The sequence below is a fragment of the Amycolatopsis sp. NPDC051061 genome (assembly GCF_040682935.1).
Taxonomy (GTDB): Bacteria; Actinomycetota; Actinomycetes; order Mycobacteriales; family Pseudonocardiaceae; genus Amycolatopsis.
In genome coordinates, this window is record NZ_JBFBBZ010000012.1 from 64146 (window position 1) to 90377 (window position 26232).

The 26232-nt window shown below is 72.6% G+C and carries 23 protein-coding genes; 14 read left to right on the plus strand and 9 right to left on the minus strand.

The window, feature by feature from the left end; all coding sequences use genetic code 11:
- Positions 1 to 13: 13 nt before the first annotated feature.
- The 6 genes from AB0N03_RS18135 to AB0N03_RS18160 form a co-directional block, all read right to left on the minus strand.
- The gene (locus AB0N03_RS18135; protein ID WP_364372491.1) at positions 14 to 1636 is read right to left on the minus strand and encodes a serine/threonine-protein kinase; all 1623 of its coding nucleotides are present in this window, start codon (positions 1634 to 1636) and stop codon (positions 14 to 16) included.
- A 215-nt stretch (positions 1637 to 1851) separates the two neighbouring features.
- Positions 1852 to 2712, minus strand: coding sequence for a hypothetical protein (locus tag AB0N03_RS18140; RefSeq protein WP_364372494.1), 861 nt, complete (start codon positions 2710 to 2712; stop codon positions 1852 to 1854).
- Between the two features lie 259 nt (positions 2713 to 2971).
- A complete protein-coding gene (locus tag AB0N03_RS18145) occupies positions 2972 to 4423 on the minus strand; it encodes a hypothetical protein (protein WP_364372497.1) in 1452 nt (483 codons plus the stop codon).
- 337 nt (positions 4424 to 4760) lie between these two features.
- Positions 4761 to 5075 (minus strand): hypothetical protein, encoded by a 315-nt coding sequence (locus AB0N03_RS18150; protein WP_364372500.1) that lies wholly within the window; start codon positions 5073 to 5075, stop codon positions 4761 to 4763.
- 64 nt (positions 5076 to 5139) lie between these two features.
- Complete coding sequence (locus tag AB0N03_RS18155; protein WP_364372503.1) at positions 5140 to 5436, minus strand: chorismate mutase; 297 nt, start codon at positions 5434 to 5436, stop codon at positions 5140 to 5142.
- 161 nt (positions 5437 to 5597) lie between these two features.
- Positions 5598 to 6023, minus strand: coding sequence for a DUF1707 domain-containing protein (locus tag AB0N03_RS18160; RefSeq protein ID WP_364372506.1), 426 nt, complete (start codon positions 6021 to 6023; stop codon positions 5598 to 5600).
- 108 nt (positions 6024 to 6131) lie between these two features.
- On the opposite strand from AB0N03_RS18160, the gene pcrA reads away from it, so the two are divergent.
- The gene (gene pcrA / locus AB0N03_RS18165; protein WP_364372509.1) at positions 6132 to 8549 is read left to right on the plus strand and encodes a DNA helicase PcrA; all 2418 of its coding nucleotides are present in this window, start codon (positions 6132 to 6134) and stop codon (positions 8547 to 8549) included.
- Between the two features lie 853 nt (positions 8550 to 9402).
- On the opposite strand, the gene AB0N03_RS18170 is transcribed toward pcrA, so the two are convergent.
- Positions 9403 to 10083 carry a M23 family metallopeptidase gene (locus AB0N03_RS18170; protein ID WP_364372512.1) on the minus strand — a complete coding sequence of 227 codons (681 nt, stop codon included), beginning with the start codon at positions 10081 to 10083 and terminating at the stop codon, positions 9403 to 9405.
- A gap of 1141 nt (positions 10084 to 11224) precedes the next feature.
- On the opposite strand from AB0N03_RS18170, the gene AB0N03_RS18175 reads away from it, so the two are divergent.
- The 9 genes from AB0N03_RS18175 to AB0N03_RS18215 all read left to right on the plus strand — a co-directional run bounded on the left by AB0N03_RS18175 (position 11225) and on the right by AB0N03_RS18215 (position 21180).
- On the plus strand, positions 11225 to 13003 hold the full coding sequence (locus AB0N03_RS18175) for a hypothetical protein (protein WP_364372515.1): 1779 nt from the start codon (positions 11225 to 11227) through the stop codon (positions 13001 to 13003).
- A complete protein-coding gene (locus AB0N03_RS18180) occupies positions 12993 to 13325 on the plus strand; it encodes a hypothetical protein (RefSeq protein ID WP_364372517.1) in 333 nt (110 codons plus the stop codon). Before AB0N03_RS18175 ends, AB0N03_RS18180 begins: the two co-directional genes overlap by 11 nt.
- A 118-nt stretch (positions 13326 to 13443) precedes the next feature.
- Positions 13444 to 14613 (plus strand): ADP-forming succinate--CoA ligase subunit beta, encoded by a 1170-nt coding sequence (sucC, locus tag AB0N03_RS18185; RefSeq protein ID WP_364372519.1) that lies wholly within the window; start codon positions 13444 to 13446, stop codon positions 14611 to 14613.
- 1 nt (position 14614) lies between these two features.
- On the plus strand, positions 14615 to 15505 hold the full coding sequence (gene sucD, locus AB0N03_RS18190) for a succinate--CoA ligase subunit alpha (protein ID WP_364372521.1): 891 nt from the start codon (positions 14615 to 14617) through the stop codon (positions 15503 to 15505).
- Positions 15506 to 15775: 270 nt separating this feature from the next.
- Complete coding sequence (locus AB0N03_RS18195; protein WP_364372524.1) at positions 15776 to 16564, plus strand: DUF5336 domain-containing protein; 789 nt, start codon at positions 15776 to 15778, stop codon at positions 16562 to 16564.
- A gap of 152 nt (positions 16565 to 16716) precedes the next feature.
- Positions 16717 to 18162 carry a DUF6350 family protein gene (locus AB0N03_RS18200; protein ID WP_364372526.1) on the plus strand — a complete coding sequence of 482 codons (1446 nt, stop codon included), beginning with the start codon at positions 16717 to 16719 and terminating at the stop codon, positions 18160 to 18162.
- Positions 18163 to 18239: 77 nt separating this feature from the next.
- Entirely contained in the window at positions 18240 to 18857 is a 618-nt protein-coding gene (gene purN, locus AB0N03_RS18205) for a phosphoribosylglycinamide formyltransferase (protein ID WP_364372528.1), read from the plus strand.
- A complete protein-coding gene (purH, locus tag AB0N03_RS18210) occupies positions 18847 to 20409 on the plus strand; it encodes a bifunctional phosphoribosylaminoimidazolecarboxamide formyltransferase/IMP cyclohydrolase (protein ID WP_364372531.1) in 1563 nt (520 codons plus the stop codon). Before purN ends, purH begins: the two co-directional genes overlap by 11 nt.
- Before the next feature lie 30 nt (positions 20410 to 20439).
- Positions 20440 to 21180 (plus strand): hypothetical protein, encoded by a 741-nt coding sequence (locus tag AB0N03_RS18215; protein ID WP_364372534.1) that lies wholly within the window; start codon positions 20440 to 20442, stop codon positions 21178 to 21180.
- Here the strand turns inward: AB0N03_RS18215 and AB0N03_RS18220 are convergent.
- On the minus strand, positions 21177 to 21926 hold the full coding sequence (locus AB0N03_RS18220; RefSeq protein ID WP_364372537.1) for a hypothetical protein: 750 nt from the start codon (positions 21924 to 21926) through the stop codon (positions 21177 to 21179). The genes AB0N03_RS18215 and AB0N03_RS18220 overlap by 4 nt on opposite strands.
- Before the next feature lie 68 nt (positions 21927 to 21994).
- A complete protein-coding gene (locus tag AB0N03_RS18225; RefSeq protein ID WP_364372540.1) occupies positions 21995 to 22462 on the minus strand; it encodes a GNAT family N-acetyltransferase in 468 nt (155 codons plus the stop codon).
- 158 nt (positions 22463 to 22620) lie between these two features.
- Between AB0N03_RS18225 and AB0N03_RS18230 the strand changes: the two genes are divergently transcribed.
- The 4 genes from AB0N03_RS18230 (at position 22621) to AB0N03_RS18245 (ending at position 26196) form a co-directional block, all read left to right on the plus strand.
- Positions 22621 to 22980, plus strand: coding sequence for a phosphohydrolase (locus AB0N03_RS18230; RefSeq protein ID WP_364372543.1), 360 nt, complete (start codon positions 22621 to 22623; stop codon positions 22978 to 22980).
- Between the two features lie 153 nt (positions 22981 to 23133).
- Positions 23134 to 23832: a hypothetical protein gene (locus tag AB0N03_RS18235; protein ID WP_364372546.1), complete on the plus strand. Its 699-nt coding sequence runs from the start codon at positions 23134 to 23136 to the stop codon at positions 23830 to 23832.
- Between the two features lie 490 nt (positions 23833 to 24322).
- On the plus strand, positions 24323 to 25885 hold the full coding sequence (locus AB0N03_RS18240; protein WP_364372958.1) for a DNA polymerase Y family protein: 1563 nt from the start codon (positions 24323 to 24325) through the stop codon (positions 25883 to 25885).
- A gap of 2 nt (positions 25886 to 25887) precedes the next feature.
- Complete coding sequence (locus tag AB0N03_RS18245; RefSeq protein WP_364372549.1) at positions 25888 to 26196, plus strand: hypothetical protein; 309 nt, start codon at positions 25888 to 25890, stop codon at positions 26194 to 26196.
- Positions 26197 to 26232: the final 36 nt, after the last annotated feature.

The window sequence follows — 26232 nt, forward strand, 5'->3', positions numbered from 1 at the left end:
ATCTGATCCTCGGTCATCCGCCGGCCTGGACTGAGCTTGATGTAGTCGGGGGAGGCTCCTCAGACGTCGACGTTGTCGTCGGCGGGGGCTTCGACGAAGTCGTCTTGGGGGTCGTCGTCTTCTCCGGCTCGGTCTGCCGCGCGGTGGTCCGCTTCGACGACGAGGTCGTCTCCGACACCGGCGGCGGCACCTCCGCCGTCTCGGTCGGCTCGTCCGTCGTCGACGGCTGCGAGTCCGTCGTCGCGACCGGCGTCGGCTTGTTGCTCGAGATCGGCGCCGCCGGGGACTCCGGGTTGTTCGGGCTCAGCAGCCAGACGGCCAGCGCGACCAGGCCCACGACCACGACCCCGCCGATGATCGCCGGGCGCTTCCAGGCGCCGGGCTTCCCGTCGTCATCGTCGGCCGGGCTGGTCTGCGGGCGCCGCGGCGGAGGCGGCGGGGCCGGCTCGTCGTCGTAGTCGTCGTAGTCGTCGTCCGCGTACGGGCCCTGCTCGTGCGGGGGCACCGGCACCGCGCGCGTCGCGGCCAAGCCGGGCGGCACGCCGCCGGGGTAGTTCTGGTCGTCCTCGGGGTACCGCCGGTACCCGTCGTAGTCGTCCTCCGGATAGCCGGTGCCCTCCGGGTAGTCGTCCTCGTCGTAGTACGGCACGGCCTGCGTCGGGGCCTGGCCGCCGTCGAGGAGGCTGCCCGAGTGGCCCGCGGGGACCTCGTCGAACATCTGTGTCGCGTTCGGGTCCGCGAGGGCCGCCGCGCCCAGCACGCCCGCGGAGGGCGCCATCATGGTCTCGTCCGACGGCCCGCCGAGCGGCAGCTCACCCCGGGCGACGGCCGCGAGCAGCTCTTCGCACTCTTCGGCGGTCGGCCGGTGCTCGATCTCCGGGTGCAGCAGGACGGCCAGCACGCTGGCCAGCGGGCCCGACTGGCGCGGCGGGTTGATCTGCCCGGCCGCGACGGCGTGCAGCAGGCTCAGCGTGTTCTCCGACAGCCCGAACGGCGGCTGGCCCTCGCACGCCGCGTAGAGCGTGGACCCGAGGGAGAAGACGTCGGACTCCGGCCCGGGCTCGCCGCCGATGGCGACTTCGGGGGCCAGGTAGGCGGGGGTGCCAGCGATCATCCCGGTCTTGGTGACCGTGACGTCGTCCTTGGCGCGGGAGATGCCGAAGTCGGTGATCTTCACGACGCCGTTGGCGCCGAGCAGGATGTTGCCCGGCTTGATGTCGCGGTGGACGATGCCGACCGCGTGCGCCTCGCGCAGCGCCGCGGCGACCTGGGCGCCGATGCGCGCCACCTCGGTCGGCGGCAGCGTGCGGCGGTCCTGCAGCACGGCGGCCAGGCTGGTGGAGTTGAGGTACTCCATGATCAGGCACGGCTGGCCGTTGTCGTCGGTGACGACGTCGAAGACGGAGATCGCGTTCGGGTGGTGCAGGCGGGCCGCGATCCGGCCCTCGCGCATCGTCCGCTGCCGCGCGTCCTCGGCGTCGTGCTCGTCCAGGTGCGCATGGAGCAGGAGCTGCTTGATGGCCACGGTGCGGCCCAGGACTTCGTCGTGCGCCTGCCAGACGGCCCCCATCGCGCCCGTGCCGATCCGGCCGACGATGCGGTATCGATCGGCGACCAGGCGACCCTCGTCGCTCACGCGACCTCCCTTTGGGCTCCGACTTCACCAGGGCGTGAGGATCGGTGCCTGGTGACGCGGCCACGCGCACGCCGCTTCGCTGGAGCGTATGCACATGTCGTGGGCTGTGGGCCGACTCTCCCGAGATCGGCTCGTGACAAGGCTAGGCGCTCACTCTGCGCACACGAATCCGGTACAGGCACTTGAACCACGGGTGAAGGGGCGATCGCCGAGGGCTACATGTATTGGGCCGAGACGAGCTCGGCTTCGGTGATCAACCCACCCGTGTCGGCGACCCGGAACAGCTGGGTCACGCGCACCAGGGCGCCGTCCGGCCGGTGGAGCGTCGCGACCGCGAGGATGGAGCCGTCCGGCTTGATCTGCGTGTCGGCCTCCTGGACGTCGATGGCGTCCATCGAGCTCCAGGTGCGGACCAGCTCGCCGGCCGCGCCGTCGGCCAGCGACGGGCTCAGCAGCGCGAGCGCGCCCGCCGAGTCCCGCGCGATGGCGGCGTAGAAGTCCTTGACGGCCTGGATCTTCCGGCTCGCGCTGCGCGCGTCGGCGGCCGTGTCCGGCACCGTGTCCGGGGTGGCCGGCGCGGCCTGGGTCCGCGGACCGCTCGCGGTCGACTCGTCGGCCGACGGCGCACCACCGGAGTGGGTGCTCTGCGTCGGGGCGCTGTGCTGCTCGGGCGCGCCGCCGCCGGCCTGGTGCTGCGGGACGGCGAGGCCGCCGAGCTCCGCGGCGCCGGTGAAGCCGGCGGGCGTGGACTGGCCGCCTTCGGACACCGCGCGGTGCGCGCTGGTCAGCATCGGCGCGGCGACCACCGCGCCGGCGACGAGCGCTCCGGCGGCGACGAGGCCGGCCAGCTTGGCCCGGCGGACGAACCTGCTCTCCGGCTCGCCGTCGTCCTCGGCCCGTTCGGGCTCACGGACGGGTTCCGGACGCGGCGGCAGGAACCGCTGCGGATCACGGAAGACCTGCTCGAGATAGTCGCGATCGGCGTCGCCGACGCCGTCGAGAATCTCGGCCGGGATCACGTCCTCGACGCGGACGGCGTTGGGTACCTCACGCCGTGGTCGCTGCCGATCAAGCACGAATGTCCTCGCTTTGGGGTGCCGGGGACGGTCACGCGGCCGTTCGGCCGGTTTCCGTTGGTCCGGATGGCCGACTCGTGGCCGGTTCCGGATCCGCTGTCGTCAGGTAACCCTGTGCGGACGAGCACCACCAGGCTCTGTCGCCGGAATGCCGTCGCGATACGACGAGCGGCAGCTTATGTCACCCACCCGGACCAGGGGTAACCGCTCGGCGCACCGCACGTGCATCGGAACGGGCGAACCGCACGTGCGAATTCGGTTACTGACCGTCAGCGGCGATCTTGTCGCCGTCCCCGAACGTCAGCGTGCGCTCTTCGACGGTCTTCGACCCGTCGGTGTGGGTGATCTCGACGGTGTTGACCGTGACGCCGCGCTGCTGGTCGATGCTGATCTTCCGGACCTCGAAGTAGGCGACGCCGGCGTACCGCTCGGCGAGGGCCTGCGGGCCCTGGTCGTGGAGGTCGCCGGTGGTCACCGCCGCCGCCGCGGCGGGATCGGTGGTGACGGTGTTGAAGAACTTCTCCGAGTTGTCCCCCATGGTCTGGGCGTCCGGCGGGAAGGAGTACCACCACGGCGGCTTGACCGGGGTTTCGCGCTGGGCGGGTGTGGCGGGGGGCTTCCGCGGCCGCCCGCTCGGCGTGGCCGTGCCGCTCGTCTCCGGGCCGGCGGAGCTGCCGGGGGGCGGCGGCTGGGGGACGCCGTCGACGGGGCCGGCGCCACCGCCGCTGGTCCGCCCGGCCGGCTCGTCCGGCGAGGGCGTGCTGTCGTCCGGGCCCGGCGCGGAACCGCCCTGCCGGGACGGCGGGCCGGCCTCCCCGGTCGGGTCGATGACGGTCGGCGCGCCCTGGTAGCCCGGCCACGCGCCCTGCACGGCCTGGTCCACCGGCGGCTTCCCGACCAGGTAGGAGCCGGCGAACAGCAGCCCGACGACCACGGCGCCGGACGCGCCGGTGGCGAACCAGGCCGCCTTCTTCCACGTCTTGGGCGGGGTCACGGACGCGGGCACCGACCCGATGGTGAAGCCGCCGAGCCCGTCGATCGGGGGCGCGGCGTAGATGCGGACGTCGTCGTCCTCCTGGTCCGCACCGCGCGGCTTCGGGGTGGCCAGCGAGACGCGGGTGCGCCGGGCCGCCAGGTCGGCGCGGGTCTCGGGACGCGACGGCACGACGAGTTCGACGGCCTCGGGGGGCTCGGCGGCGTCGTCCAGGGCGAGGCTGCCGTGCGAAGCGGGGAACAGCGGGGCCGCCGGCCGCCGGTCGCGGGGCTGGGGCAGCGCCGGCTGCGGGAGCGTGCCGGACGTCGGCTGGGGGAATGCCCCGGCCATCGGCTGGGGAAGCTCTCCGGACATCGGCTGCGGGAACCCTCCGGACGTGGGCTGGGGGAGTGCCCCGGCCATCGTCTGAGGAAGCGTGCCGGACGTCGGCTGCGGGAGTCCTCCGGACGTCGGCTGCCGGAGTGGATGCGCGCCGGAGGTCGGCTGCGGGAATCCTCCGGAGGGCGGCTGCCGGAGCGGATCTGCCCCGGACCTCGGCTGCGCGAGCGGGAGGGACCCGGACACGGGCGGGTCGACCGGCCCCGGGCCGGCCGCGTGGCGCCGTCCGGCGCGGTGCTGGGGCAGCGGCGGCGTCCAGCCCTCCGTGCCGCCGAGCCGGTGCCGCCCGGGATGCGCGGGCGCGCCGCCGCGTCCGTGGAACTCCGTGCCGTGGGTCATGTGGGCTCGACCACCCGGCCGCCCCGCCGTGACGCCGTCCGGCGGGAGGAGAACCCGATCGGAGCACCATCCTCACGAGCGGCTTCGCGTTCCGAATCCTGCGCAGATGCACGCGCATGAGAGACTGGACGCGCGGGGCCGATGCCCCCGCGCGTCCCCCGGGCTTCGCCCGACCCGAACGCAAGGGTCCTCACGGCGTCAACCCTAGGAGCATCCGGCGTAGAAAGTCGCCCCCAAACCTGCAAGTTGCACAGGTTTCACTCGGTCGGGCGCGACCGAAAGGGGGAAGGTGACGCTGCGAAGTCTTACGCAGCGCCATCAGCCCAGCTCAGGGGGTTCAGCCCCCACTGCGGTAACGGTCGCGGGTGGACTGCAGCGCCTTCGTCGCCACCACACCGCTACCCGCTGCGACGAGAATCGCGACGATGTCGAGAGTCGGCCCCCCGATCGTGAGCAACCAGGCGAACAGCGACGCCGCGGTGGTACCGCCGGCAACGGCCCACCGTCCGCGGACGTACTGCGCGACCGGCGCGCCGCCGGCCCGCTTACCCGCCGCGTTGTTCAGCATCGCCAGATACCCCACATGGCCCAGCGCGGCCAGCACGCTCGCGAGCGCGACGATGACGGCGATGAGGTTCACGAGCCAGTCCATGGCCCCAGTCTGCCTGTAGCCGGGTCATCGGTGCCTCAGGGAAGACCCGGAATTCGGACAACCGTTACCGGCCGAGCCTGCCGCGGCCGAGGTTCAGCAGCGCCATCGCCAGCTGGCGGCCGTCCGGGCCCAGCTCGCGGTAGCGCTCGAGCACGTCCATCTCGCGGTTGTAGACGATCCGCGTGCCGCCGGCGGCCATCCGCGCGGCCCCGATCGTCTTGGACACCTCGACCCGGCGCTTCACCAGCCGCAGGATCTCCTTGTCCAGCCAGTCGATCTCCTGCCGGAGCGCCGCGATGTCGTCCCCGGCCGGGGTGTGCTCGGCGGGCTGGCCGTCGGCGTTCGTCGCTTGTGCGTTCATCGGGACCTCTCCCTCGGGGCCCGGATCCGGCCCCTGGGACGGCGACAGCCCCGGGTCCGTGGACTCCGGGGCTGGCGTGATGGCGGTTCGGGCACTACGCGATCACGGGAGCCGGAGTCCGGGTCCCGTAAAAAAATCGCTCTGCGTGGTGCCGCATGGGTTCAGTATGGCACAGGCGCGCCGGGACGCTCCCGGAACGAGCGCACCCCGGCATGAACGAAGAGGCTCGCCGCGAGCCAGAACATCGGGAACGCCGGCCAGAAGAACCCGGCGCCCAGCACCGCCCAGCGGACGATCGCCACCACCGCGATCGCGACCACCACGGCGAGGTGCAGGCGCAGCGCCGGGTGCCGTCGCAGCGCGGCCCGGGTGAGCGGGAAGCCGGGCCGCGCCGGTGCGGGCCGCGGCAGGTCGGCGGTGAGCCCGGTCAGCTCGTCGGTGAACCGCGCGGCGTAGACGCGGGTGAGGCGCTCTTCGACCTCTTCGAGGGTGAGCCGGCCTTCGGAGCCGGCGGTCTGGACGGCGGTGGCGACGCGTTCGCGGTCGGCGTCGGCGGCCCGGATGCGGGCGGTGCGGTTGTCTTCCATGTCAACCGATGCTCCGCGCGGCGGGCCCGCGGCGCGTCGGGCGCCAGGCGACATCTCCCGCTACGCCTGGCGCGGTAGCCCACCCGCCCGGGGTAGCGTGGACAGACGATGGACACCCTCTTCGATCTCCCCGCCGAGACCCCCGCGCGCAAGCCCGCTTCCGGCGGGCAGGCCGATCTGCTCGACGACCTGAACTCGTCCCAGCGCGAAGCCGTCACCCACGCCGGTGGCCCGCTGCTGGTGGTCGCGGGGGCGGGATCGGGCAAGACCCGGGTGCTGACCCGCCGGATCGCCTACCTGCTCGGGCAACGCCGCGTGCACCCCGGCGAAATCATGGCGATCACCTTCACCAACAAGGCGGCCGCCGAGATGCGCGAGCGCGTCGCCGCGCTCGTCGGGCGCCGCGCGAACGCGATGTGGGTGTCGACGTTCCACTCGATGTGCGTGCGGATCCTGCGTCGTGAAGCCAAGACGCTGGACATGTCGTCGAGCTTCTCCATCTACGACTCGGACGACACGAAGCGGCTCATCACGCTCGTGGCGCGCGACCTCGACATCGACCCGAAGCGTTACGCCGCCCGCACTCTGGCCATCCACATCTCGAACCTGAAGAACGAGCTCGTCGATCCCGAAGAGGCGTCGGCGAACGCGGCCAACGATCTCGAGCGGCGCGTCGCCGAGGTCTACGTCGAGTACCAGCGGCGGCTGAACCAGGCGAACGCGTTCGACTTCGACGACCTCATCATGCGCACGGTCTCGCTGCTGCAGGCGTTCCCGGCCGTCGCCGAGTACTACCGGCGGCGGTTCCGCCACGTGCTGGTCGACGAGTACCAGGACACGAACCACGCGCAGTACACCCTGGTGCGCGAGCTGGCCGGGACCACGCCGAACGAGTCGGGCGTCGACCCGGCCGAGCTGGTCGTCGTCGGTGACGCGGACCAGTCCATCTACGCCTTCCGCGGCGCGACGATCCGCAACATCGAAGAGTTCGAGCGGGACTTCCCGAACGCGCACACCATCCTGCTGGAGCAGAACTACCGCTCCACGCAGACGATCCTGTCCGCGGCGAACGCCGTCATCGAGCGGAACCCGAACCGCCGCGCGAAGCGGCTGTGGACGGACTCGGGCGACGGCGAGAAGATCGTCGGCTACGTCGCGGACAACGACCACGACGAAGCCGCGTTCGTCGCGGGCGAGATCGACGCGCTGGCGGAGAAGGGCGAAGCCGACTACTCCGACGTCGCCGTCTTCTACCGCACCAACAACCAGTCCCGCGTCTTCGAAGAGATCTTCATCCGGCTCGGCCTGCCGTACAAGGTCGTCGGCGGCGTGCGGTTCTACGAGCGGCGCGAAGTGCGGGACATGATCGCGTACCTGCGCGTGCTGGCGAACCCGGAGGACACGGTCAGCCTGCGGCGCGTGCTGAACGTGCCCAAGCGCGGCATCGGCGACCGCGCGGAAGCCGTCGTGGCGACGCACGCCGAGCGCGAGCGGATCTCGTTCGCGGCGGCGCTGCGGGACGCCGTCGAGGGCAAGGTGGCGCTGCTGAACCCGCGCTCGGTCAAGGCGATCAGCGGGTTCGTCGGAATGCTCGACGAGCTGGGCGACCTGATCACCGCCGGCGCGGAGGTCCACGACGTCCTCGAAGCCGTGCTGGAGAAGACCGGCTACCGCGTCGAGCTCGAGGAGTCCGAGGACCCCCAGGACCACACGCGCGTGGAGAACCTGGACGAGCTCGTCACGGTGGCCCGGGAGTTCACCGAGATCACCGCCGAGGTCGTCGCGGACGAGAACGCCGAGCTGGTCGTGGAGCCCGGGGTGCCGGCGCCGGGATCGCTGCCCGCGTTCCTCGAGCGCGTGTCGCTGGTGGCGGACGCCGACTCGGTGCCTTCGCCCGACGGCGGCGAAGAAGGCGACGGCGGCGCGGGCGTGGTCACGCTGATGACCGTGCACACGGCGAAGGGCCTGGAGTACCCGGTGGTGTTCTGCACCGGCTGGGAGGACGGCGTCTTCCCGCACATGCGCGCGCTGGGTGACCCGACCGAGCTGGCCGAGGAACGGCGCCTGGCGTACGTCGCGATCACGCGGGCGCGCAAGCGGTTGTACGTCTCGCGCGCGATCACGCGGTCGGCCTGGGGGCAGCCGTCGATGAACCCGGCTTCGCGGTTCCTCGACGAGCTGCCGGGCGACCTCGTCGACTGGCGGCGGCTGGAGCCGTCCAGCGCCGGGTTCGGCTTCGGGTCCGGTTCGCGGGGCGGCGGTACCCCGCGGGCGGCGACCACGTGGGGCGGCCGCCGGTCCGCTTCGCCGTCTTCCTCGGGCACGCCGTCGTTCGGCAAGGGCTGGAAGGACACAGTGGCGCTGAAGCTGGACGTCGGCGACCGGGTCAGCCACGACAAGTACGGCCTGGGCACGGTGATCTCGTGCGACGGCGTCGGCCCGCGGGCCACGGCGACGATCGACTTCGGCGCGGCGGGCAAGGTCCGCCTGATGCTGATCGGCAGCGTGCCGATGGTGAAGCTCTAACACCCCGTCCGAGTGAACCCGGCGGCGATCTCCGCGATCGCCCCCGGAATCGTCGTACCCCACCGGTAGAACGGACCCTGCAATCGAACACGAGTTCGAGCGAGGGGGTAGTGTGGTGTGGACGCGGTGCTGTTTCACCTGTTGGCCGAGGGGGTACAAAACCACCTGCGAGGAGTCCTGGGGTCGACGGTTCCGGATCGGGGTCCGGGCCCTTCGGGGGCTTCAGGAATTTCTTCGCGTGCGGGAGCGGAGGCGTGCCGGCTGGCCGCCGCCTGGCGAGCGCTGCTCAGGCAGCACGAGCTCGGAGCGGACGGGCGATGTGTCACCTGCGGCCGGGGACGCCGCTGGACGACACGTCGTGCCGCGCGTGTCCGCTCCGCGGGGGGCGCACGGGGAGCTGTGTCCTGGGGCTGGCTGCCGGTGCGCAGGTCCGCCGAGCTGTGCACGGTGTGGCAGGTCGCGGTGGCGTACTTCGTCCGCCGCTTGCCGGGCGGGCAGCGTTAGCCGTTTCCGGGCGCTGAAGCGCTTTTGGGCGGCTTTGGCGGTGCTGAGGGTGGTCTCGGGTAGCCCGCAGGGTGAGGAACGCGCTGGGGAGCTTCCGCTCGCACGCGTCGGCCCGTCGTCGATTCACCGCTTTCGGACGGGGATCCGTCGTGCGCGGGATGCGTTCGCGGCTTGGAGCTGTCGCGTTCGCGTGCCCCGGCGATCTCGGGCTGCCGTGGTGTCCCGGCCGGAGCAGGCGTCCGCCCGGCCGACGGGCGTCGTCGGTCCTCAGCGGCGGATCATGGCTCTACAGCCGGGTTTCCTGCTGCGATGGCCCGTCTTCGCAGGCTGTCGCGGTGGAGAGAACGGATCAGAGGACGATGCCGCGCGCGGCCAGCCAGGGCCGGGGGTCGATCTTCTTGGTGCCGTTCTGCCACACCTCGAAGTGCAGGTGCGGGCCGGTGCTCTGACCGCGGTTGCCGATCTCGGCGATCTGCTGGCCGCACTTGACCTTCTGCCCCTCCTTGACGGAGAAGCTGTTCATGTGGCCGTAGACCTGGATCGTGCCGTCGTCGAGCTGAACCCGCACCCAGAGGCCGAAGCCGCTGGCGGGACCGGCTTCGATCACGGTGCCGTCGGAGGCGGCGTAGATCGGGGTGCCGATCGAGTTGGCGATGTCGATGCCGAGGTGGCTCGTGCCCCACCGGGCGCCGAAGCCCGAGGTGAAGGTGCCGTGGGCCGGCAGGCAGGTCTTGGGGCGCGCGGCTTCTTCGGCGGCCTTCTTGGCGGCGTCGGCTTCGCGCTGCTCGCGGGCCTGCGTGATCGAGGCGCTGTCGGAAAGCTTCGCGGCCTCGGCGGAGGCGTCGACGGCGTGCCCGGCGGGCAGGGGCTCGGGGGCGCCCCCGGTGCCCGCACCTCCCGCGGTGAGCGAGGCGCTGGCGTCCTGGCTGTTGGCCAGCGGGGTGAACGCGGCGTCGGAATCGGTGACTGTCTTGAGAGTCGAGCCCGCAGCAGCAGCGGCGAACGCACCGGCCGCGACAGCGGCAACCACGACACGGCCACGGAGGGCCGAAGAGGGCGGGGCGATGCGGTGCGCACCCCGGACACGAACGACCGCACCTTCAAGTGCGTCCTTCAGTGCCGGGGAAGGAGCTTGGCCGCCGGGGGAGCGGTGTGAAGCCAAGACAGGGCCTTCCATGGTCGGGGAGCCGGGTCTGAGGACTGCGGGCGGGGGAACCCGGTGAGCCAACCTCGGGGGTGGTTCGCTCGTTGTCCTACTTCGTGACCTGACTGTAATGGGGACCGGCCGACAGTAACGAAGGGGCACCGCTGTAAGCAAGATCTGCCCCCGGAGGCGGCCGATCGGGTGGCGTGGATCTTGCTTCCACCTGTGGAGATTACTCAAAGTTAGAGAGGGTTTACTGCTTTGGTTGTGACTTGCCTTACAGCTCTTGCGGGCGGTTATGGACCGACGAGCGTGGTCCGGGCACGAAGGGGGCGGAATAAGGGTTTGCCAGGGGATGTTCAAGCGTTTTCGACGTCTCGGCGCGGCCCGAGGGGGACGCGCGACGCGAAAACCGCCAGTCCGCGAGGGCGGCAGGATCGGTCGAGTCGACCGTTCATCGACGCCCGTGAACCGCTCACCGACTCGCGTTTGAACCTGACGCTGAGGTGCCGGGTTTGTCCGACTTCGCGAGGTTCCCAAGTTCTGACTTCGGTTCCCGACCACCCCACGCTCGGCAACGACAACCGGCGCCGCCCGACAACCGGCGCCGCCCGACAACCCGCGCCGCCCGACAACCCGCGCCGCTCGACGACTCGCGCCCCGCTGGGACGTCCCCCGTCGTCCGGACTTGCTAGCGTCGCGGGCAATGCCCCCACGCTCAGAGCCCCCGACCGGGAGCGCCCCCGGCTCCCCGGCCTCCCCGCAGGACCCCGCGGCCACCCGTCCCACCGGCAAGCGGAAGCCCCCGCACGCACAGACTTCCCGGCAGGCGCCGACCGAAACCACCGGATCGGCGGAGGTTGAAAGCGGACCAGTGCCGAACACGCGGTCCGAGCCCGCCGACGCGGCGACGACCGGCGCTGCCGGTGCCGAACCCGCGAGCGCCCGCTCGGCGGAGGTTGAAAGCGGACCAGCGAAAACCAGCTCTGCCGAGGCCGCCCGCGCGACAACCGCCCGAGCCAAAGCCGTGCCCCCCGCGACAACGAAAGCTCACCCCGAGCCCCCGCCGACCTGGGCCGAAGACACCACTCCCTCCCGCCCCCTGATCATCGCCCTGGGTCTCGCCGCCCTCGGCGCCGTCGCGCTCACCGCCGCGGCCGTCGTCCCCGTCTCCCCGGCCGCCGCTCCCGGGTTCACCGCCTGGCCGTGGCTGGCCGTCCTCGCGCTGGCCCCCGCCGTCGCCGCCGTCTTGGCCGCGGCCGCGGGGAAGCCCGGTCTGGCCAAAGGCCTCCTGCTCGGCCTCGCCGCCCTCGCGCCCGGCCGGCTGCTCCTCGACCTCCAGTTCGCCGTCAACGGACCCCTCGCCATCCGCCCCGAGCTCTACTTCCCCGATCGCTTCATCGGCGGCTCGGCCGTCGGCGCGGGGTTCTGGCTGCTCATGGCCGGGGACGTCCTGACCGGGGCCGCCGGGATCGCGGCCTGGCGGGCCGCCCGGACGAACGAAGAGCCCGAACGACGACGCTGGCGCCTGCTCGTCCCGCTGCTCGCCGTGACCGCCTCCGTCGGGCTGCTGACCGCCCCCGTCGGCTCGGACAACGGCTTCCTCCTCGCCCGCGCCGCTTTCGAGGGGCCCTGGCCCGCCCTCGGCGGCTACCTGCTCCTCGCCGCCGCGCTGCCGCTGGCCGCCGTCCTCGCGCTCGCCTCTCCGTCCGAAAGTGCGGCGAAAGGCACCCTGCTCGGCCTCACCATCGCCGCCTTCGGGGTCGCCGTGCCGCCCGTGCTGGCCGGGCTCCTCCGGGACGACCTGCACGTCACCTGGGGCCCCGTCCTCGTGCTCGGAGCCACCGCGATCACCGCCGGTCTCGCCTTCACACGGCTGACCGAAGCCCCCGAAACAACCGAACGCGACGTCAAGATCGTCGGCCTCTTCTGGTGGCGGCTGACGACCGGCGTCCTCGGTCTCGCCACCGCGGCCGCCGCCCTGATCGGCACCTTCGCGCCGCAGGTCGCCGTCACCGCGCTCAACCCCGGGGCCGAAACCCCGGTCAGCGCCGCCGCCGAAAGCCCCGCCCGGTGGTTCCTGCTCGCCGCCGCGGTCGTCGTCGCCGTTCTCGCGCTCGGCACGCTCGTCCCGAAAACAGCAGCCGGAGCACGGCCCGTGCTCGGGCTCGCCTGGGCGGGGATCGTCCTGGCCGGCACCGCCGTCCTGAACACCGCGCTCACCGCCACCCAGGCCGGCAACCTCGCCGGGTTCGGGGGCGCGGACCTCGGCGGCACGTCCGGCGCCACCCCCGTCTTCACCTACGACCTCGGCGCCGGCGCCGCCTGGACGTTCGTCGCGCTCGTGTTCGCCGCCCTCGTCGCGCTCGCCGCCGTCGGGACCGGTGTCGTCGAACGCGAAGACGCCGACACCGGCACCGAGCCGGGCAAGAACGTGCTCACGCCCGTCGTCGCCGGCGGGGTGCTGGCCGTCGCCGCGTTCGGGCTCCCCGTGTTCAGCGTGCCCGGCTACGTCGCGCCCGGGCTCTGGTCGAACTTCGACACGCCTTCGTGGGGGCTGCTGACCGCCGTCGTGGTCGTCCTCGGCGCGGCCGCGCTGGCGCTGCGGTCCCGGCCGAAGCCCGCGGCGGCCCTGCTGACCGGCGCCGCCCTGCTCGCCGCGCTGCACGCCGCGGAACTGCCGCTCGTCGGCGGCGCCCTCGGCGACGCGAGCCCGTCGACCGGCTTCTGGCTCGCCCTCGCCGCCGTGGCCGCGCTGCTCGTCGCGGCGGGCGTGTCGGTCGCCGGCGGACGCCGTGCGCCGTGAGCGGCCGCGGGTGCTCGTCGTCGAGTTCGCCCGCCCCGATCCGGCCGCCGTCGCGTGGGGCCGCGTGCTGCGCGACGAAGGCATGGAGGTCGTCCACGCCGGCCCCTTGGACACCGTCGAGCAGATCCTCCGCACCGCCGAGCAGGAGGACCCGGACGCCGTCGGCGTGCTCGGGGAGCTGCCTCCCCCGAACTTGAAAGCCCTTCTGGACGACGTCCGCCTCTTCACGGCCGAGGACTTCGGAACGCCGGAAGAAACCGTGAAATGGCTCGTCGGTGGGCGGTCTCACACCGCGGACGCACCGTCTGACCGCGCACGGTGACCGACTTCACCAGGTGCGGAGTCCCCGGCGTCTGCGCAGGTCGCTAACCTCGACTGGTCCGACAGCGCGGTCCGGTCGCGGACCACCTGCAGTGGCGTGTCGTCAGGAGACTGGAGTAGTGGACCTCTACGAGTACCAGGCGAGGGATCTCTTCGCCGCCCACGGAGTACCGGTTCTGCCGGGCTCGGTGGCTAGCACCCCCGAAGAAGCCAAAGCCGCCGCGGAGCAGATCGGCAACCAGGTCGTCGTCAAGGCGCAGGTGAAGGTCGGCGGCCGCGGGAAGGCGGGCGGCGTCAAGCTGGCCCAGACGCCCGACGAGGCGAAGGAGAAGGCGGAAGCCATCCTCGGCCTCGACATCAAGGGCCACATCACGCGTCGCGTGCTCGTGGCCGAAGCCTCGGACATCTCGTCCGAGTACTACTTCTCCTTCCTGCTGGACCGGTCCAACCGGACCTTCCTGGCGATGGCGTCGTCCGAGGGCGGCATGGAGATCGAGCAGCTCGCCGTCGAGCGCCCCGAGGCGCTCGCCAAGATCCCGGTCGACTCGATCACCGGTGTCGACAAGGCGAAGGCGCTCGAGATCCTGAAGGCCGGCAACTTCCCGGCCGACATCATCGACGAGGCCGCCGACGTCGTCGTGAAGCTCTGGGAGACCTTCGTCTCCGAGGACGCCACCCTGGTCGAGGTCAACCCGCTGGTCCGCGACCCGCAGGACAAGATCATCGCCCTCGACGGCAAGGTCACCCTCGACGAGAACGCGGACTTCCGCCAGCCGGGCCACGAGGCCCTGGTGGACAAGGACGCGGAGAACCCGCTCGAGGCGAAGGCCAAGGCCAAGAACCTCAACTACGTCAAGCTCGACGGCCAGGTCGGCATCATCGGCAACGGCGCGGGCCTCGTCATGTCCACTTTGGACGTCGTGGCGTACGCGGGCGAGAAGCACGGCGGCGTGAAGCCGGCGAACTTCCTCGACATCGGCGGCGGCGCGTCGGCCGAGGTCATGGCGGCCGGGCTGGACGTCATCCTCAACGACACCGACGTGAAGAGCGTCTTCGTCAACGTCTTCGGCGGCATCACCGCCTGCGACGCGGTGGCGAACGGCATCGTCGAGGCCCTGAAGATCCTGGGCGACGAGGCCGCCAAGCCGCTGGTCGTCCGCCTGGACGGCAACAACGTCGTCGAGGGTCGCCAGATCCTGGCCGACGCGAACCACCCGCTGGTCACCGTGGTGGACACAATGGACAACGCGGCCGACAAGGCCGCTGAGCTCGCCGCGGCAGGTGCGTGAGATGTCGATCTTCATCAACGAGAACAGCAAGGTCATCGTGCAGGGGCTCACCGGCTCCGAGGGCATGAAGCACGCGACCAAGATGCTGAAGTCCGGCACGAACATCGTGGGTGGCGTCAACGCCCGCAAGGCCGGCCAGACGGTCACCATCGAGGGCAAGGACCTCAAGGTCTTCGGCACGGTCGAAGAGGCCATCAAGGAGACCGGCGCCGACGTGTCGGTCATCTTCGTGCCGCCGAAGTTCGCGAAGGACGCGGTCGTCGAGGCGATCGACGCCGAGATCCCGCTGGCTGTCGTCATCACCGAGGGCATCCCGGTGCACGACTCGGCCTACTTCTGGGCGCACGCGGTCGCGAAGGGCGGCACGACCCGGATCATCGGGCCGAACTGCCCCGGCGTGATCAGCCCCGGCAAGTCGAACGCCGGCATCATCCCGGCCGACATCTCCGGCGCGGGCCAGATCGGCCTCGTGTCGAAGTCCGGCACGCTGACCTACCAGATGATGTACGAGCTGCGGGACATCGGTTTCTCCACCGCGGTCGGCATCGGCGGTGACCCGATCATCGGCACCACGCACATCGACGCCCTCGAGGCGTTCGAGGCGGACCCCGAGACCAAGGTCATCGTGATGATCGGCGAGATCGGTGGCGACGCCGAAGAGCGCGCGGCGGCCTACATCAAGGAGAACGTGACGAAGCCGGTCGTCGGTTACGTCGCGGGCTTCACCGCGCCCGAGGGCAAGACCATGGGCCACGCGGGCGCCATCGTCTCCGGCTCCTCCGGCACGGCGGCCGCGAAGAAGGAGGCCCTCGAGGCCGCCGGCGTCAAGGTCGGCAAGACCCCGAGCGAGACCGCCGTCCTCGCGCGTGAGCTGTACAACAACCTCGGCTGAGGGCTGTGTCATCCCGGGGGCAAGCCCCCGGGGCCGGGGGCTTGCCCCCGGACCCCCGTGAAGACGGGTAAGTAACTCCTGGTGAGGCCGGGCACCGCCGAGGTGCCCGGCCTTTCCGCGTTTCGGGACGAAACCTCCCGAGGTATTCATGCGTCTGATGGGTCGGTGGCCTCGTAGTGCGCTAGCGTTCGGCGCACGCAAGCCGCCTCGTCTTCCCCCGGGTGTCCCTCGTACCCCGGAGTGCCGGTCGAACCGACAGGAGTGCATCCGATGACCTTCCCCAGCGGTGGGCCCGGCTACCCCCAGCAGGGTGGCGGCCAGCAGCCCCCCGGACCGCCGTCCAGTGGCTTCCCGGCGCAGCAGCCGCCGTCCCACTCGCACCAGGCGCCGTCGGGGGGTGTCGCGAACCTGACGCACAACCTGCCGCTGATGCTTGCGCTCGGCGTCGCGGTCTTCGGCATCGTCCAGTACTTCCTCGGCTTCTCCGACTCCGGTGACGTCGGCCTCGGCGGCGTGTTCCTGCTGGGCGGCGGCCTGCTCGCCGCGATGCACGCGCTGCCGAAGGGCCCGAAAACGCTGCCGTTCGCGGCGCTGTTCAGCGTTCTCGGCGCGCTCTACGTCCTGGACCAGCTGATCGGGATGCAGACGTCGCCCGGCATCGTCACCGTCATCCTGATCCTGGGCATCCTGCAGATGGCCGCCGCCGTCGCCGCGCTGCTGATCGACCAGGGCGTGCTCAAGCCGCCGGCGGCGAAGCCCGCCGGCCCGTCCTACGGTGGCCAGTACGGCCAGCCGGGCCAGCAGCAGTACGGCCAGCCCGGGCAGCAGTACGGCCAGCAGCAGCCGGGGCACGGGCCGGGTCCGGCCGCCCAGACCGGGGAGCCGTCGGGGGCGCCGTTCCCGCAGGGCCAGTACGGCTCGCCGAACCCGCCGTCGACCACACCGCCGCCGGGGCAGCAGGCCACGACGTACGCCCCGCAGCAGGGCTCGTTCTTCCAGCAGCCGCCGTCGGACAACAACCCGGGTACGCCGCCGGGCGGCTTCGGCAAGTCGAACTGACGCAGTCCGTCGAAACACCCGCTGTGACGCTCGGTGTCACAGCGGGTGTTTGCATTCCGGCGTTACCCGTCCGGGTGGGTTAGCTTCCCCACGCCGGCGGGCGGCGGCGTGGCTCACCCGGATGGACCAGCCCGGATGTCAGGGTGCGGATCATGGACCTGCTCGCCGACTCCCGCGAGGAGCCGGTGGGCGACCTCGGACCCGACGTCGAGCCGTCCCGGGCGGCGCGGGTGCGGGTGTTGCTCGCCGCCGCCCTCGGCCCGCTGGTCACCGGCTACGCCGCCGTCGCGACCGTGCTGACGCTGGTCACCCTCACCGCCGGCCGCACCGTCTTTTCCGGCACCGGCGTGCTGCTGGCCGCCGGGCCCGGCTGGCTCGCCGCGCACCAGGTGCGCCTCGACGTCGGCGGGCACCCGCTCGGCGTGCTGCCGCTGCTGCCGACGCTGGGCGCGCTCGCGCTGGCCGCGCGGACGGCGTCCGGCGCCGCCGTGCGGCTGGGCTGCCGGTCACCTCGCGAGGCACTGCCGGTGTTCGTCACGATCACCGGCGCGCACGCGCTGTTCGGGCTCGTCATCGCCTTCTGCGCGCAGGGCTCGCCGGTGACGGCGAACCCGCTGACCGCCTTCGTCGTGCCCGGCCTGCTCGCCGCGGCGGCCTCGGCCGCGGGCATCGTCCGGTGCTGCGGGGTGCCGGACGTCGTCGCCGACCGCCTCGACCTCCTCGCCCTGCGCGGGCTGCGGGCCGGCGCGCTGGGCCTCGCGGTGCTGGTGACCTGCGGTGCCGTCGTGTTCACCGTCGCGACCGCGCTGTCGTGGCGGACGGTGGCCGACATGTACGAGCCGGCGTTCGGGAGCAGCTTCGGGATGTTCCTGCTGTCGGTGCTGTACCTGCCGAACGCCATGACGGCCGTGCTGTCGTTCGTCACCGGCCCCGGCTTCTCGATCGGCGACCTGAACGTCGGGATGTTCGGCTACCGCGGCGGCGCCGTGCCCGGCATCCCGCTGCTCGGCGGCCTGCCGGAGCACCACGCGGCGTGGTGGCCGGCGCTGCTGGCGCTGCCCGCGGCGACCGGCTTGCTCGTCGGCTGGTCGCTGCGCAAAGCCGACGCGGACCCGGCGCAGCGCATCCGCGCGGTCGCGGTGGCCGGCGCGGTGGTCGCGCTCGGCTGCGTCCTGCTGGGCTCGCTGTCGGGCGGGCGGCTCGGCGACGGCCCGTTCGACCCGGTGAGCGTGCCGGTCGGCGTCGCGTCGGTCGTCGCGTTCTGCTGGATCGTCATCCCGGGCTCGTTCGTCGCGTTCTTCGCGGGCGAGCACGAGCCGCCGGCACCGCCCGAAGCGCTCGAGGACAACCAGGCCTTCGAAGACGCCGACGAGGTCGACGTCGACGAAGCAGCCGAAGCCGTCGCGGAGCTCGAACAGTCCGAAGAGGACGAAGAGCCTTCGGAGGAAGAACCCGACGAGGACGCGGAGTTCGAAGCCGAGGCCGACGCCGAACTCGGCCTCGAAGATCGGGTCGAGGACGTCCCGGAAGACGACGCGGCTGTGACCGGAGGCACCGAGACCTGCGGCGACGTCGAGGCGGACGGGACCGACCGTTAGGGTTGGCGTGACCTGGTGAAGCGCCGTGCGCCCGGCTGCGCACCGCCCGCGGCAAGGAGCCCGCTCTGTCTCAACGGTTGGACCTGCCCACTCCGGTGAAGCTCGTCGTGCTCGCGTCGGGCTCCGGCACCCTCCTGCAGGCGGTGCTGGACGCCACCGGGCGGTCCGGCTTCCCGGCCAAGGTCGTCGCCGTCGGCGCCGACCGCACCGGCATCGAGGCCCTCACCCGCGCCGAACGCGTGAGCATCCCGTCGTTCACGGTCCGCGTCGCCGACCACCCCGACCGCGCCGCCTGGGACAAGGCGCTCGCCGAGGCCGTCGCGGCCTACCAGCCCGACCTGGTCGTCTCCGCCGGGTTCATGAAGATCCTCGGGGGCGAGTTCCTCGGCCGGTTCACGGTGGTCAACACGCACCCGGCGCTGCTCCCGTCGTTCCCCGGGATGCACGCGGTGCGCGACGCACTGGAAGCCGGGGTCAAGGTCACCGGCTCGACCGTGCACTTCGCGGACGCCGGGGTCGACACCGGGCCGATCATCGCCCAGGAGGCCGTCGTCGTGGAGCACGACGACACCGAAGACGTCCTGCACGAACGGATCAAGGCCGTCGAACGCAGGCTGCTGGTGGAAACGATCGAGCGACTCGGCCGCGGTGGCTGCACCGTGGACGGACGAAAGGTGACATTTCGTGAGCACTGACCTGGGACGGCGCCCGGTCCGCCGGGCGCTGATCGGCGTCTCGGACAAGGCGGGCCTGCTGGACCTCGCGACCGGCCTGCACGCGGCCGGCGTCGAGATCGTCTCCACCGGCGGCACGGCGAAGGCCATCGCCGACGCGGGTGTCCCGGTCACGCCGGTCGAAGACGTCACCGGCTTCCCCGAGTCGCTGGACGGCCGCGTCAAGACGCTGCACCCGAACGTGCACGCCGGGCTGCTCGCCGACCAGGGCAATCCCGACCACGTCGAGCAGCTGCGCAAGCTGGACATCGCGGCGTTCGACCTGCTGGTCGTGAACCTCTACCCGTTCACGCAGACCGTCGCCTCCGGCGCGAGCCCCGAGGACTGCGTCGAGAACATCGACATCGGCGGCCCGGCCATGGTCCGCGGCGCGGCGAAGAACCACGGCAGCGTCGCGGTCGTCGTCGACCCGGCCCGCTACGGCTGGGTTCTGGAGCGCGTCGCCGACGGCGGCTTCGACCTCGCCGACCGCAAGCGCCTGGCCGCGCAGGCGTACGCGCACACGGCGTCCTACGACATCGCCGTCGCGTCCTGGTTCTCCAACGTCTACGCGCCCGCGGACGACTCCGGCTTCCCGGACTTCTCCGGCATCAGCTGGGAACGCGGCGAGGTGCTGCGCTACGGCGAGAACCCGCACCAGAAGGCGGCGCTGTACAAGGGACACCGGGCCGGCCTGGCGCACGCCGAGCAGCTGCACGGCAAGGCCATGTCCTACAACAACTACGTCGACACCGACGCCGCCCGCCGCGCCGCGTTCGACTTCGACGGGCCTGCCGTCGCGATCATCAAGCACGCCAACCCGTGCGGCATCGCGGTCGGCACCGACATCGCCGAGGCGCACCGCAAGGCGCACGCGTGCGACCCGGTTTCGGCCTACGGCGGCGTCATCGCGACGAACCGGCCGGTCAGCCGCGAGGCCGCGGAGCAGATCGCCGAGGTCTTCACCGAGGTCGTCCTGGCGCCGGACTTCGACGCCGAGGCGCTGGAGGTCCTGCAGCGCAAGAAGAACATCCGGCTGCTGAAGCTGCCGGAGATCGCCCACCCGGCCCCGATCGAGTTCCGCCAGATCTCCGGCGGCGTGCTCGTGCAGACCGTCGACGCGATCAACGCGCCCGGCGACGACCCGGCGTCGTGGCAGCTGGCCACCGGCACCCCGGCCGACGAGCAGACCCTGCGCGACCTCGAGTTCGCGTGGCGTTCGCTGCGCTCGGTCAAGTCGAACGCGATCCTGCTGGCCACGGACGGCGCGACCGTCGGCGTCGGCATGGGCCAGGTCAACCGCGTCGACTCGTCGCGGCTGGCCGTCTCGCGGGCGGGCGACCGGGCCAAGGGTTCGGTAGGCGCGTCCGACGCGTTCTTCCCGTTCCCGGACGGCCTGGAAGTGCTGGTCGAGGCCGGTGTGCGGGCGATCGTGCAGCCCGGCGGCTCGGTCCGCGACGCCGAGGTGATCGCGGCCGCGGAGAAGGCGGGCGTCACGATGTACCTGACGGGGACGCGCCACTTCGCGCACTGACCCCGGCTTCGCTTCGAGAGGGAGGGCTCGATGCAGCAACCACCGCCGTACGGACCGGGTCAGCCGGGCTACGGGCAGCAGGGGCCGCCGGGGTATCCCCAGCGGCCCGGCTACCCGCCGCCCGGGTACCAGGGATATCCGGGCTACGGCAGGCCCATGCAGCAGCCGCCGAAGAAGAAGCGGACCGGGCTGATCCTCGGGATCGTCATCGGCGTGGTGGTGCTGCTCGGCGCGGGCATCCCGCTCGGGATCTTCGCGAGCGGCTACTTCGCGAGCACCGGCGCGGCACCGTCGTCGTCGCCGGTGCCCGCCGAGTGCCAGGTGCCGGCCCAGACGCTGGAGAAGGCGGGCTTCCCGAGTTTCGCGCTGGGCGGCCCGGGCACCGCGAACGCGCCCGGCCTGAAACAGGTCAACTGCAGCTGGAAGCCCGGCCCCGACGAGAACGTCCGCGACGCCACGCTGAGCGTGCGGATCACGGCGTACTCCGGGGAGAACGCGCGGGATTCGGCGAACCACCTGTACCTGCCGATCGCCCCGGAGGTCCCGCCGACGGACGTGAAGGGCGTCGGCGACAAGGCGGTGCTGGTCCGGCTGGTCACGAAGAGCGCCTTCAGCGGATCCGAACTGCACGTCCTGAAGGGCACCACGGTCGTGATCGTCGAGGTGTCCGGCTGGGACAAGGGGTTCTTCTCGAACTCGCCCATGCCGCAGCAGGAGACCGACGACGCGGTGAAGGCGGTCGGCGCGGAGATCGTCAAGAAGCTGCGTTAAGCCGGCGCGGGCAGCGCCTTGCAGAGCGCGACGGGGAACTTCGGTTCGGCCGCCCGGATCTCCGGGCAGCCGGCCGACTTGACCTGCGCGAACGACGTCCAGCCCGAATCGCTCCAGCGGAAAACCGAGCGGGCGGGCGGGTCGGTCTGGCGCACCAGCAGGTCGAGGACCAGCCAGTTCGGGTCGCAGACGCGGGTGGTGCCCGCGCTCTCGGCGCCCGTCGCGGACACCGCGGCGCCGATCCACGCCGGGTCGCAGTGGTCGGCGGGCGGGACGCAGGTGCCCTGGGGAGCGCAGTGCCCCCAGCCGGCACCGAGCTTGTGCCAGGCGTTGCCGTTGTCGCCGTTGAGGATCACCGTGCGGTCCGCGACCGGGGTGGACGTGGCCAGCCGCAGCTCGGCGGGCACCTTGTCCTGGCAGCCGCCCGCCGCGGGCCGGGTCGAGTAGACGACGTCGGCGCGGACGTCGGTCTTGGTCTCCACGATCTGTTCGATGCGTGGCTCCCGGACGCAGCCGGGGTCCTTGCCGGGCAGCGCGACCTGCACGAACAGGCTGACGTCGTCCGTGCCCGGCCGGATCCCGGTGACGTCGGCGCGAAACGATCGCCACTCCGCGCCCATCGTCGTCGGCCCCGGGGCCGCGGCCTTCGCGCCGGGCACCCCGCCGCCCGCGGTGAGCACGACGGCCGCCACCGCGCCCGCGGCGACCAGCGCTCCGGCGATCCACAGAACCGGTCGTCCGGTCATCGCTCACCCCCAGAAGTCCACCGGCGAATCTAGCCGACACCGCAGCGTCAGGCGGGCGGACCGGGTTTTTAGCGCTGCGTGACGTCTTTCTCGAGGTAGACGGCGCCGCTGATGTGGCCGCCGGCGCCGGGTGCGTCGGTGAGCCGGTAGCCGGCCCGCTGGTAGAGCGTGATGTTGCGGGTGCTCCGGGCGCCGGTGAAGAGAGCGAACCGGCGTGCCTCGGCGGGCGCCTGCGCCTCGGCGTGTTCGAGCAGCCGGCGGCCGAGCCCGCGGCCGGCGAAGTCCGGCGCGACCATCAGCCGGCCCAGCTCCCAGCAGTCGCCTTCGAGGCGGGCACGCACCGCGCCGACCAGCCGGTGCTCGTCGCGCAGGACCCACACCGACCAGGTCTTCGTCCAGTCGCGGACGTCCTCGAGGGTTTCGTGCAGGGCGGGGATGTCGAGGGTGTCGTTGAGGACGGCCTCCTGGACCCAGCAGCAGCGTTGCAGGACGAGCAGTTCCGGGCAGTCTTCGGGCCGGGCTTCGGTGAGCTCCACGCGGATGTGTCTAGCGATCACGGCTCGGCGCGGGCAAGTTCATTACGTTGGCGGGGTGACCGATCTGCTGCGCGCCGCGCTGGACGCCCCCGGATTCGCTCCGCTGCCGTCGCGGGCCCGGCAGTTGCTGGAGACGCTGGGCGCGCCGCCGCGGCTCGGTGCGCACCTGCGGGTGGTGCACGACGTCGCGCTCGGAACTGTCCGGGCCGGGGTCCGCGCACGAGCCGGCCGGCTACGCGTTGCTGGTGTCCCACGGGGTCTCCGAGGACTGGGCGCGGTTCGCGCGGACGCACGGCTCGTGGTCCGCTCCCGACGTGGCGGTCGAGGATCTGCTCGTCAGCCTGGCGGACAAGGTGTGGAAGGCGAAGCGGGTCCCGGACCTGGAGGATCGGGTCGTCGCGCGGCTCGGCGGCCCGCCGTGGGAGACGTTCATGGCCCTGGACGACGAGCTCTCACGGCTTGCCGCGGAGGCCGATTCGCGGCTGGCGTTCCAGGGTTCGTACCCCACCAGTGGGTGACTTGACACCTCGGGTGGTTCACGGTTGACTTGTCCATGTCGAACAGGTGTTCGACGTGGAACCGCCGCCTTCCCCGCGGCGAACCAGTGCCGTCGGTCGTGTTTTGGGAGAGGCCCGACCGCCGGCCTAGTCCGTGGTGGGGAGGTGCGTGCGGTGACCGCTGTGGTGGAGCCGCCGGTGGCCCGGCTGGCGGCCCTGCCCGGGGTCAGCACGGCGAGCCGGGTCGCGGCGCAGGCCGAGCGTGCGCGGGCGACGGGGAAGGTGCTCCCGGTCGCCCCGGCGCTCGCCGGGCTGCTGCCCTCGGCCGGGCTCCGGCGCGGGAGCACGGTGGCGGTCCACGGGAGCACGTCGCTGCTGGTGGCGCTGCTCGCCGAGGCGACGGCCGCCGGCTCGTGGGCGGCCGTGGTCGGCATGCCGTCGCTGGGGCTGGCGGCGGCGGCCGAGTACGGCGTGGACCTCGCCCGGGTGGCGCTGGTCCCGCGTCCGGGGGCGGAGCTCCCGGCGGTGGTCGCGGCGCTGCTGGACGGCGTGGACGTGGTGGCGGTCCGTTCGGAGACGGTCCAGGCCGCCGTGGCGCGGCGGTTGTCGGCCCGGACCCGGCACCGCGGGGCGGTGCTGCTGGCCTCCGGCGCTTGGCCGGGGGCGGACGTCGAGCTGTCGTGCCGGTTTTCGGCGTGGTCCGGTCTTGCGGACGGCTACGGCCACTTGCGTGAGCGCCGGGTCGAGGTGCGGGCCCACGGCCGCGGCGCGGCGGCCCGCCCGGTCTCGGCTTCGCTCGCCCTCCCGGGCCCCGCCGAGACGCCGGATCCCGCGGTCCCGGCTCCGGGCCTCCGCGAGGAGGCCACGGCATGACGTCCCGTCCAAAGTGGACCCCCGCCCCAGCCCGACCGCACCCAACGCCGTGTCGTCCACCCAGACACGCGTGTCGTCCGCCCAATCACGCGAGTCGACTCCCCAATCACGCGAGCCGACCGTCCAGGTACGCGAGCCGACCCTCTGGGTATGCGAGCCGACTCTCCGGGTGCGCGAGTCGACCCTCTGGGTGCGCGAGCCGACTCTCCGGGTGCGCGAGTCGACCCTCTGGGTGCGCGAGTCGACCCTCTGGGTACGTGAGTCGACCCTCTGGGTACGTGAGTCGACCCTCCAGGTGCGCGAGTCGACCCTCCAGGTGCGCGAGTCGACCCTCCAAACACGCGTGTCGACCGCTCAATCACGCGTGTCGACTCCCCAATCACGCGTGTCGACCTCTCCGTCACGTCCGCCCGGCGGTCGTTCGCGGCCCGCGCGGGGAGGCCGCATGACCGTCCCCGCGCAACGGCGGTCCGCCGATCTCCCCACCCGGATGCTCGTCCTCTGGTGCCCCGACTGGCCCGTCGTCGCCGCTGCCGCCGTCGGCGGCGTGGCCGTCACCGAGCCCGCTGCCGTCTTCAGCGCGAACCGCGTTGTCGCCGGCAATGCCGTCGCCCGGCGGAACGGTGTCCGGCGGGGGACGCGGCGGCGGGAAGCGCAGTCGAACTGTCCGGACCTGGCCGTCTTCGCCGCCGACGACGGCCGGGACGCTCGGCTCTTCGAAGCCGTCGCCCGAGCTGTCGAGGCGCTCGTCGTCGGGGTCGAGGTCGTGCGGCCGGGGCTCGTCGCCGTCCCCGTCGCCGGGGCCGCCGGGTACTTCGGCGGGGAGCACGCCCTCGTCGAACGGCTCGTCGACGAAGTGTCCGCCGCCGCGGGCGTCGAGTGTCAGGTCGGCGTCGCCGAAGGGCTCTTCGCCGCGACGCTCGCCGCGCGGCGCGGGGAGTTCGTCGAAACCGGGCGCGTCGCCGAGTTCCTCGCCCCGCTGCCCGTCACCGAGCTCGACCAGCCCGGCGCCGAGCGCGCGGAGCTCGTCGACCTGCTGCGCCGGCTCGGGCTGCGGACGCTCGGCGCGTTCGCCGAACTCCCGGAACGCGACGTCGTCAACCGGTTCGGCGCCGCCGGCGTGCTCGCGCACCGGCTGGCGCGGGGCCGCTCCGAACGTCCGCCGCTGCGGCGCCGCCCGCCGCCCGAACTGACGCTGGCCGAAGAGTTCGATCCGGTCGTCGAGCGGGTCGACGTCGCGGCGTTCCTCGCCAAGGGCCTCGCGACGCGGTTCTGCGCCGGCCTGGCCGGGCACGGCCTGGCGTGCACGCGGCTTGGCATCTACGCCGTCACCGAAGAGGGCGAACACCTCGGCCGCGCGTGGCGGTGCGCGGAACCGCTGACGCCCGCCGGGGTCGCCGATCGCGTGCGCTGGCAGTTCGAAGGCTGGTTGCGCGCGGCGCCGGGCCGGCGTCCGACGTCCGGCGTGGTGCGGCTGCGGCTGGAGCCCGAGGAGGTCGTCGAAGGGCGGTCGCTGCAGCTCGACCTGTGGCAGAACGGTCGTTCCGACGAGGAAGACGAGCGCGCGGCGCGGGCGTTCGTGCGGGTCCAGGGGCTGCTCGGGCCGGAAGGAGTGGTGACGCCGGTGCTCGACGGCGGCCGCGACCCGGCGGGCCGCGTCCGGCTGGTGCCGTGGGGCGACCCGCGCGAGCGGACGACGCCGGCCGACGCGACCTGGCCGGGACGGCTGCCGGCGCCGTCCCCGGCGACGGTCCTCGACCGCCCGGTGCCGGCGCAGGTCTTCGACGCCGAGGGCCGGCCGGTGGGCATCACGGCGCGCGATGAGCTCACGGCGGTCCCGCGCGGGCTGAGCATCACCGGCGGCCCGCACCGGGAGGTCGTGGGGTGGGCGGGGCCGTGGCCGCTGGCGGGCGACCGCCGAAGACCGGGCCCGCGGCGAGCACGGCTGCAGCTGCTGCTCGCGGGCGAGCCGGACGACCCGCCCGACGCGGTGCTGGTGCACTGCGCGGGCACGGAAAATCCACTGTGGACGGTCGAGGGAGTGTACGACTGAGCATGGACGAGGACTACGCACGAAAGCTCCGAGCCTGGCTGCGCGCCGAACCGGGGGCAACACCCCGCCGGGCCGAAGAAGAGCGCGAATGGCTGCGCGAAGTACCCGCTCCCCAGCCTGAACCGGAGAGGTGGTCGGTCCGCGGGCAGCTACCTGCCCAGCAGCCCGAACTGGAAGAGGAGTGGGTGTGCCCGGTGATCGCGCTCCCGGTTCCGCGCTCGTCGCAGGAGAACGGCTGCCGCCTGAGCGGGCCTGCTGAGCGGAACCCGAAGCGGCGCACGCAAGCAGCGGTGGATGACCCGCCCACCTAGCCCATGACCGAAGCCGAAGCCCGGAGCCGCTGGAAC

Coding starts and splice junctions, on each gene's coding strand:
- AB0N03_RS18145 (WP_364372497.1), bottom strand. CDS start 4,423: ATGACCCACGGCACGGAGTTCCACGGACGCGGCGGCGCGCCCGCGCAT.
- AB0N03_RS18150 (WP_364372500.1), bottom strand. CDS start 5,075: ATGGACTGGCTCGTGAACCTCATCGCCGTCATCGTCGCGCTCGCGAGC.
- AB0N03_RS18155 (WP_364372503.1), bottom strand. CDS start 5,436: ATGAACGCACAAGCGACGAACGCCGACGGCCAGCCCGCCGAGCACACC.
- AB0N03_RS18160 (WP_364372506.1), bottom strand. CDS start 6,023: ATGGAAGACAACCGCACCGCCCGCATCCGGGCCGCCGACGCCGACCGC.
- pcrA (WP_364372509.1), top strand. CDS start 6,132: ATGGACACCCTCTTCGATCTCCCCGCCGAGACCCCCGCGCGCAAGCCC.
- sucD (WP_364372521.1), top strand. CDS start 14,615: ATGTCGATCTTCATCAACGAGAACAGCAAGGTCATCGTGCAGGGGCTC.
- AB0N03_RS18195 (WP_364372524.1), top strand. CDS start 15,776: ATGACCTTCCCCAGCGGTGGGCCCGGCTACCCCCAGCAGGGTGGCGGC.
- AB0N03_RS18200 (WP_364372526.1), top strand. CDS start 16,717: ATGGACCTGCTCGCCGACTCCCGCGAGGAGCCGGTGGGCGACCTCGGA.
- AB0N03_RS18215 (WP_364372534.1), top strand. CDS start 20,440: ATGCAGCAACCACCGCCGTACGGACCGGGTCAGCCGGGCTACGGGCAG.
- AB0N03_RS18220 (WP_364372537.1), bottom strand. CDS start 21,926: ATGACCGGACGACCGGTTCTGTGGATCGCCGGAGCGCTGGTCGCCGCG.
- AB0N03_RS18240 (WP_364372958.1), top strand. CDS start 24,323: ATGCTCGTCCTCTGGTGCCCCGACTGGCCCGTCGTCGCCGCTGCCGCC.
- AB0N03_RS18245 (WP_364372549.1), top strand. CDS start 25,888: ATGGACGAGGACTACGCACGAAAGCTCCGAGCCTGGCTGCGCGCCGAA.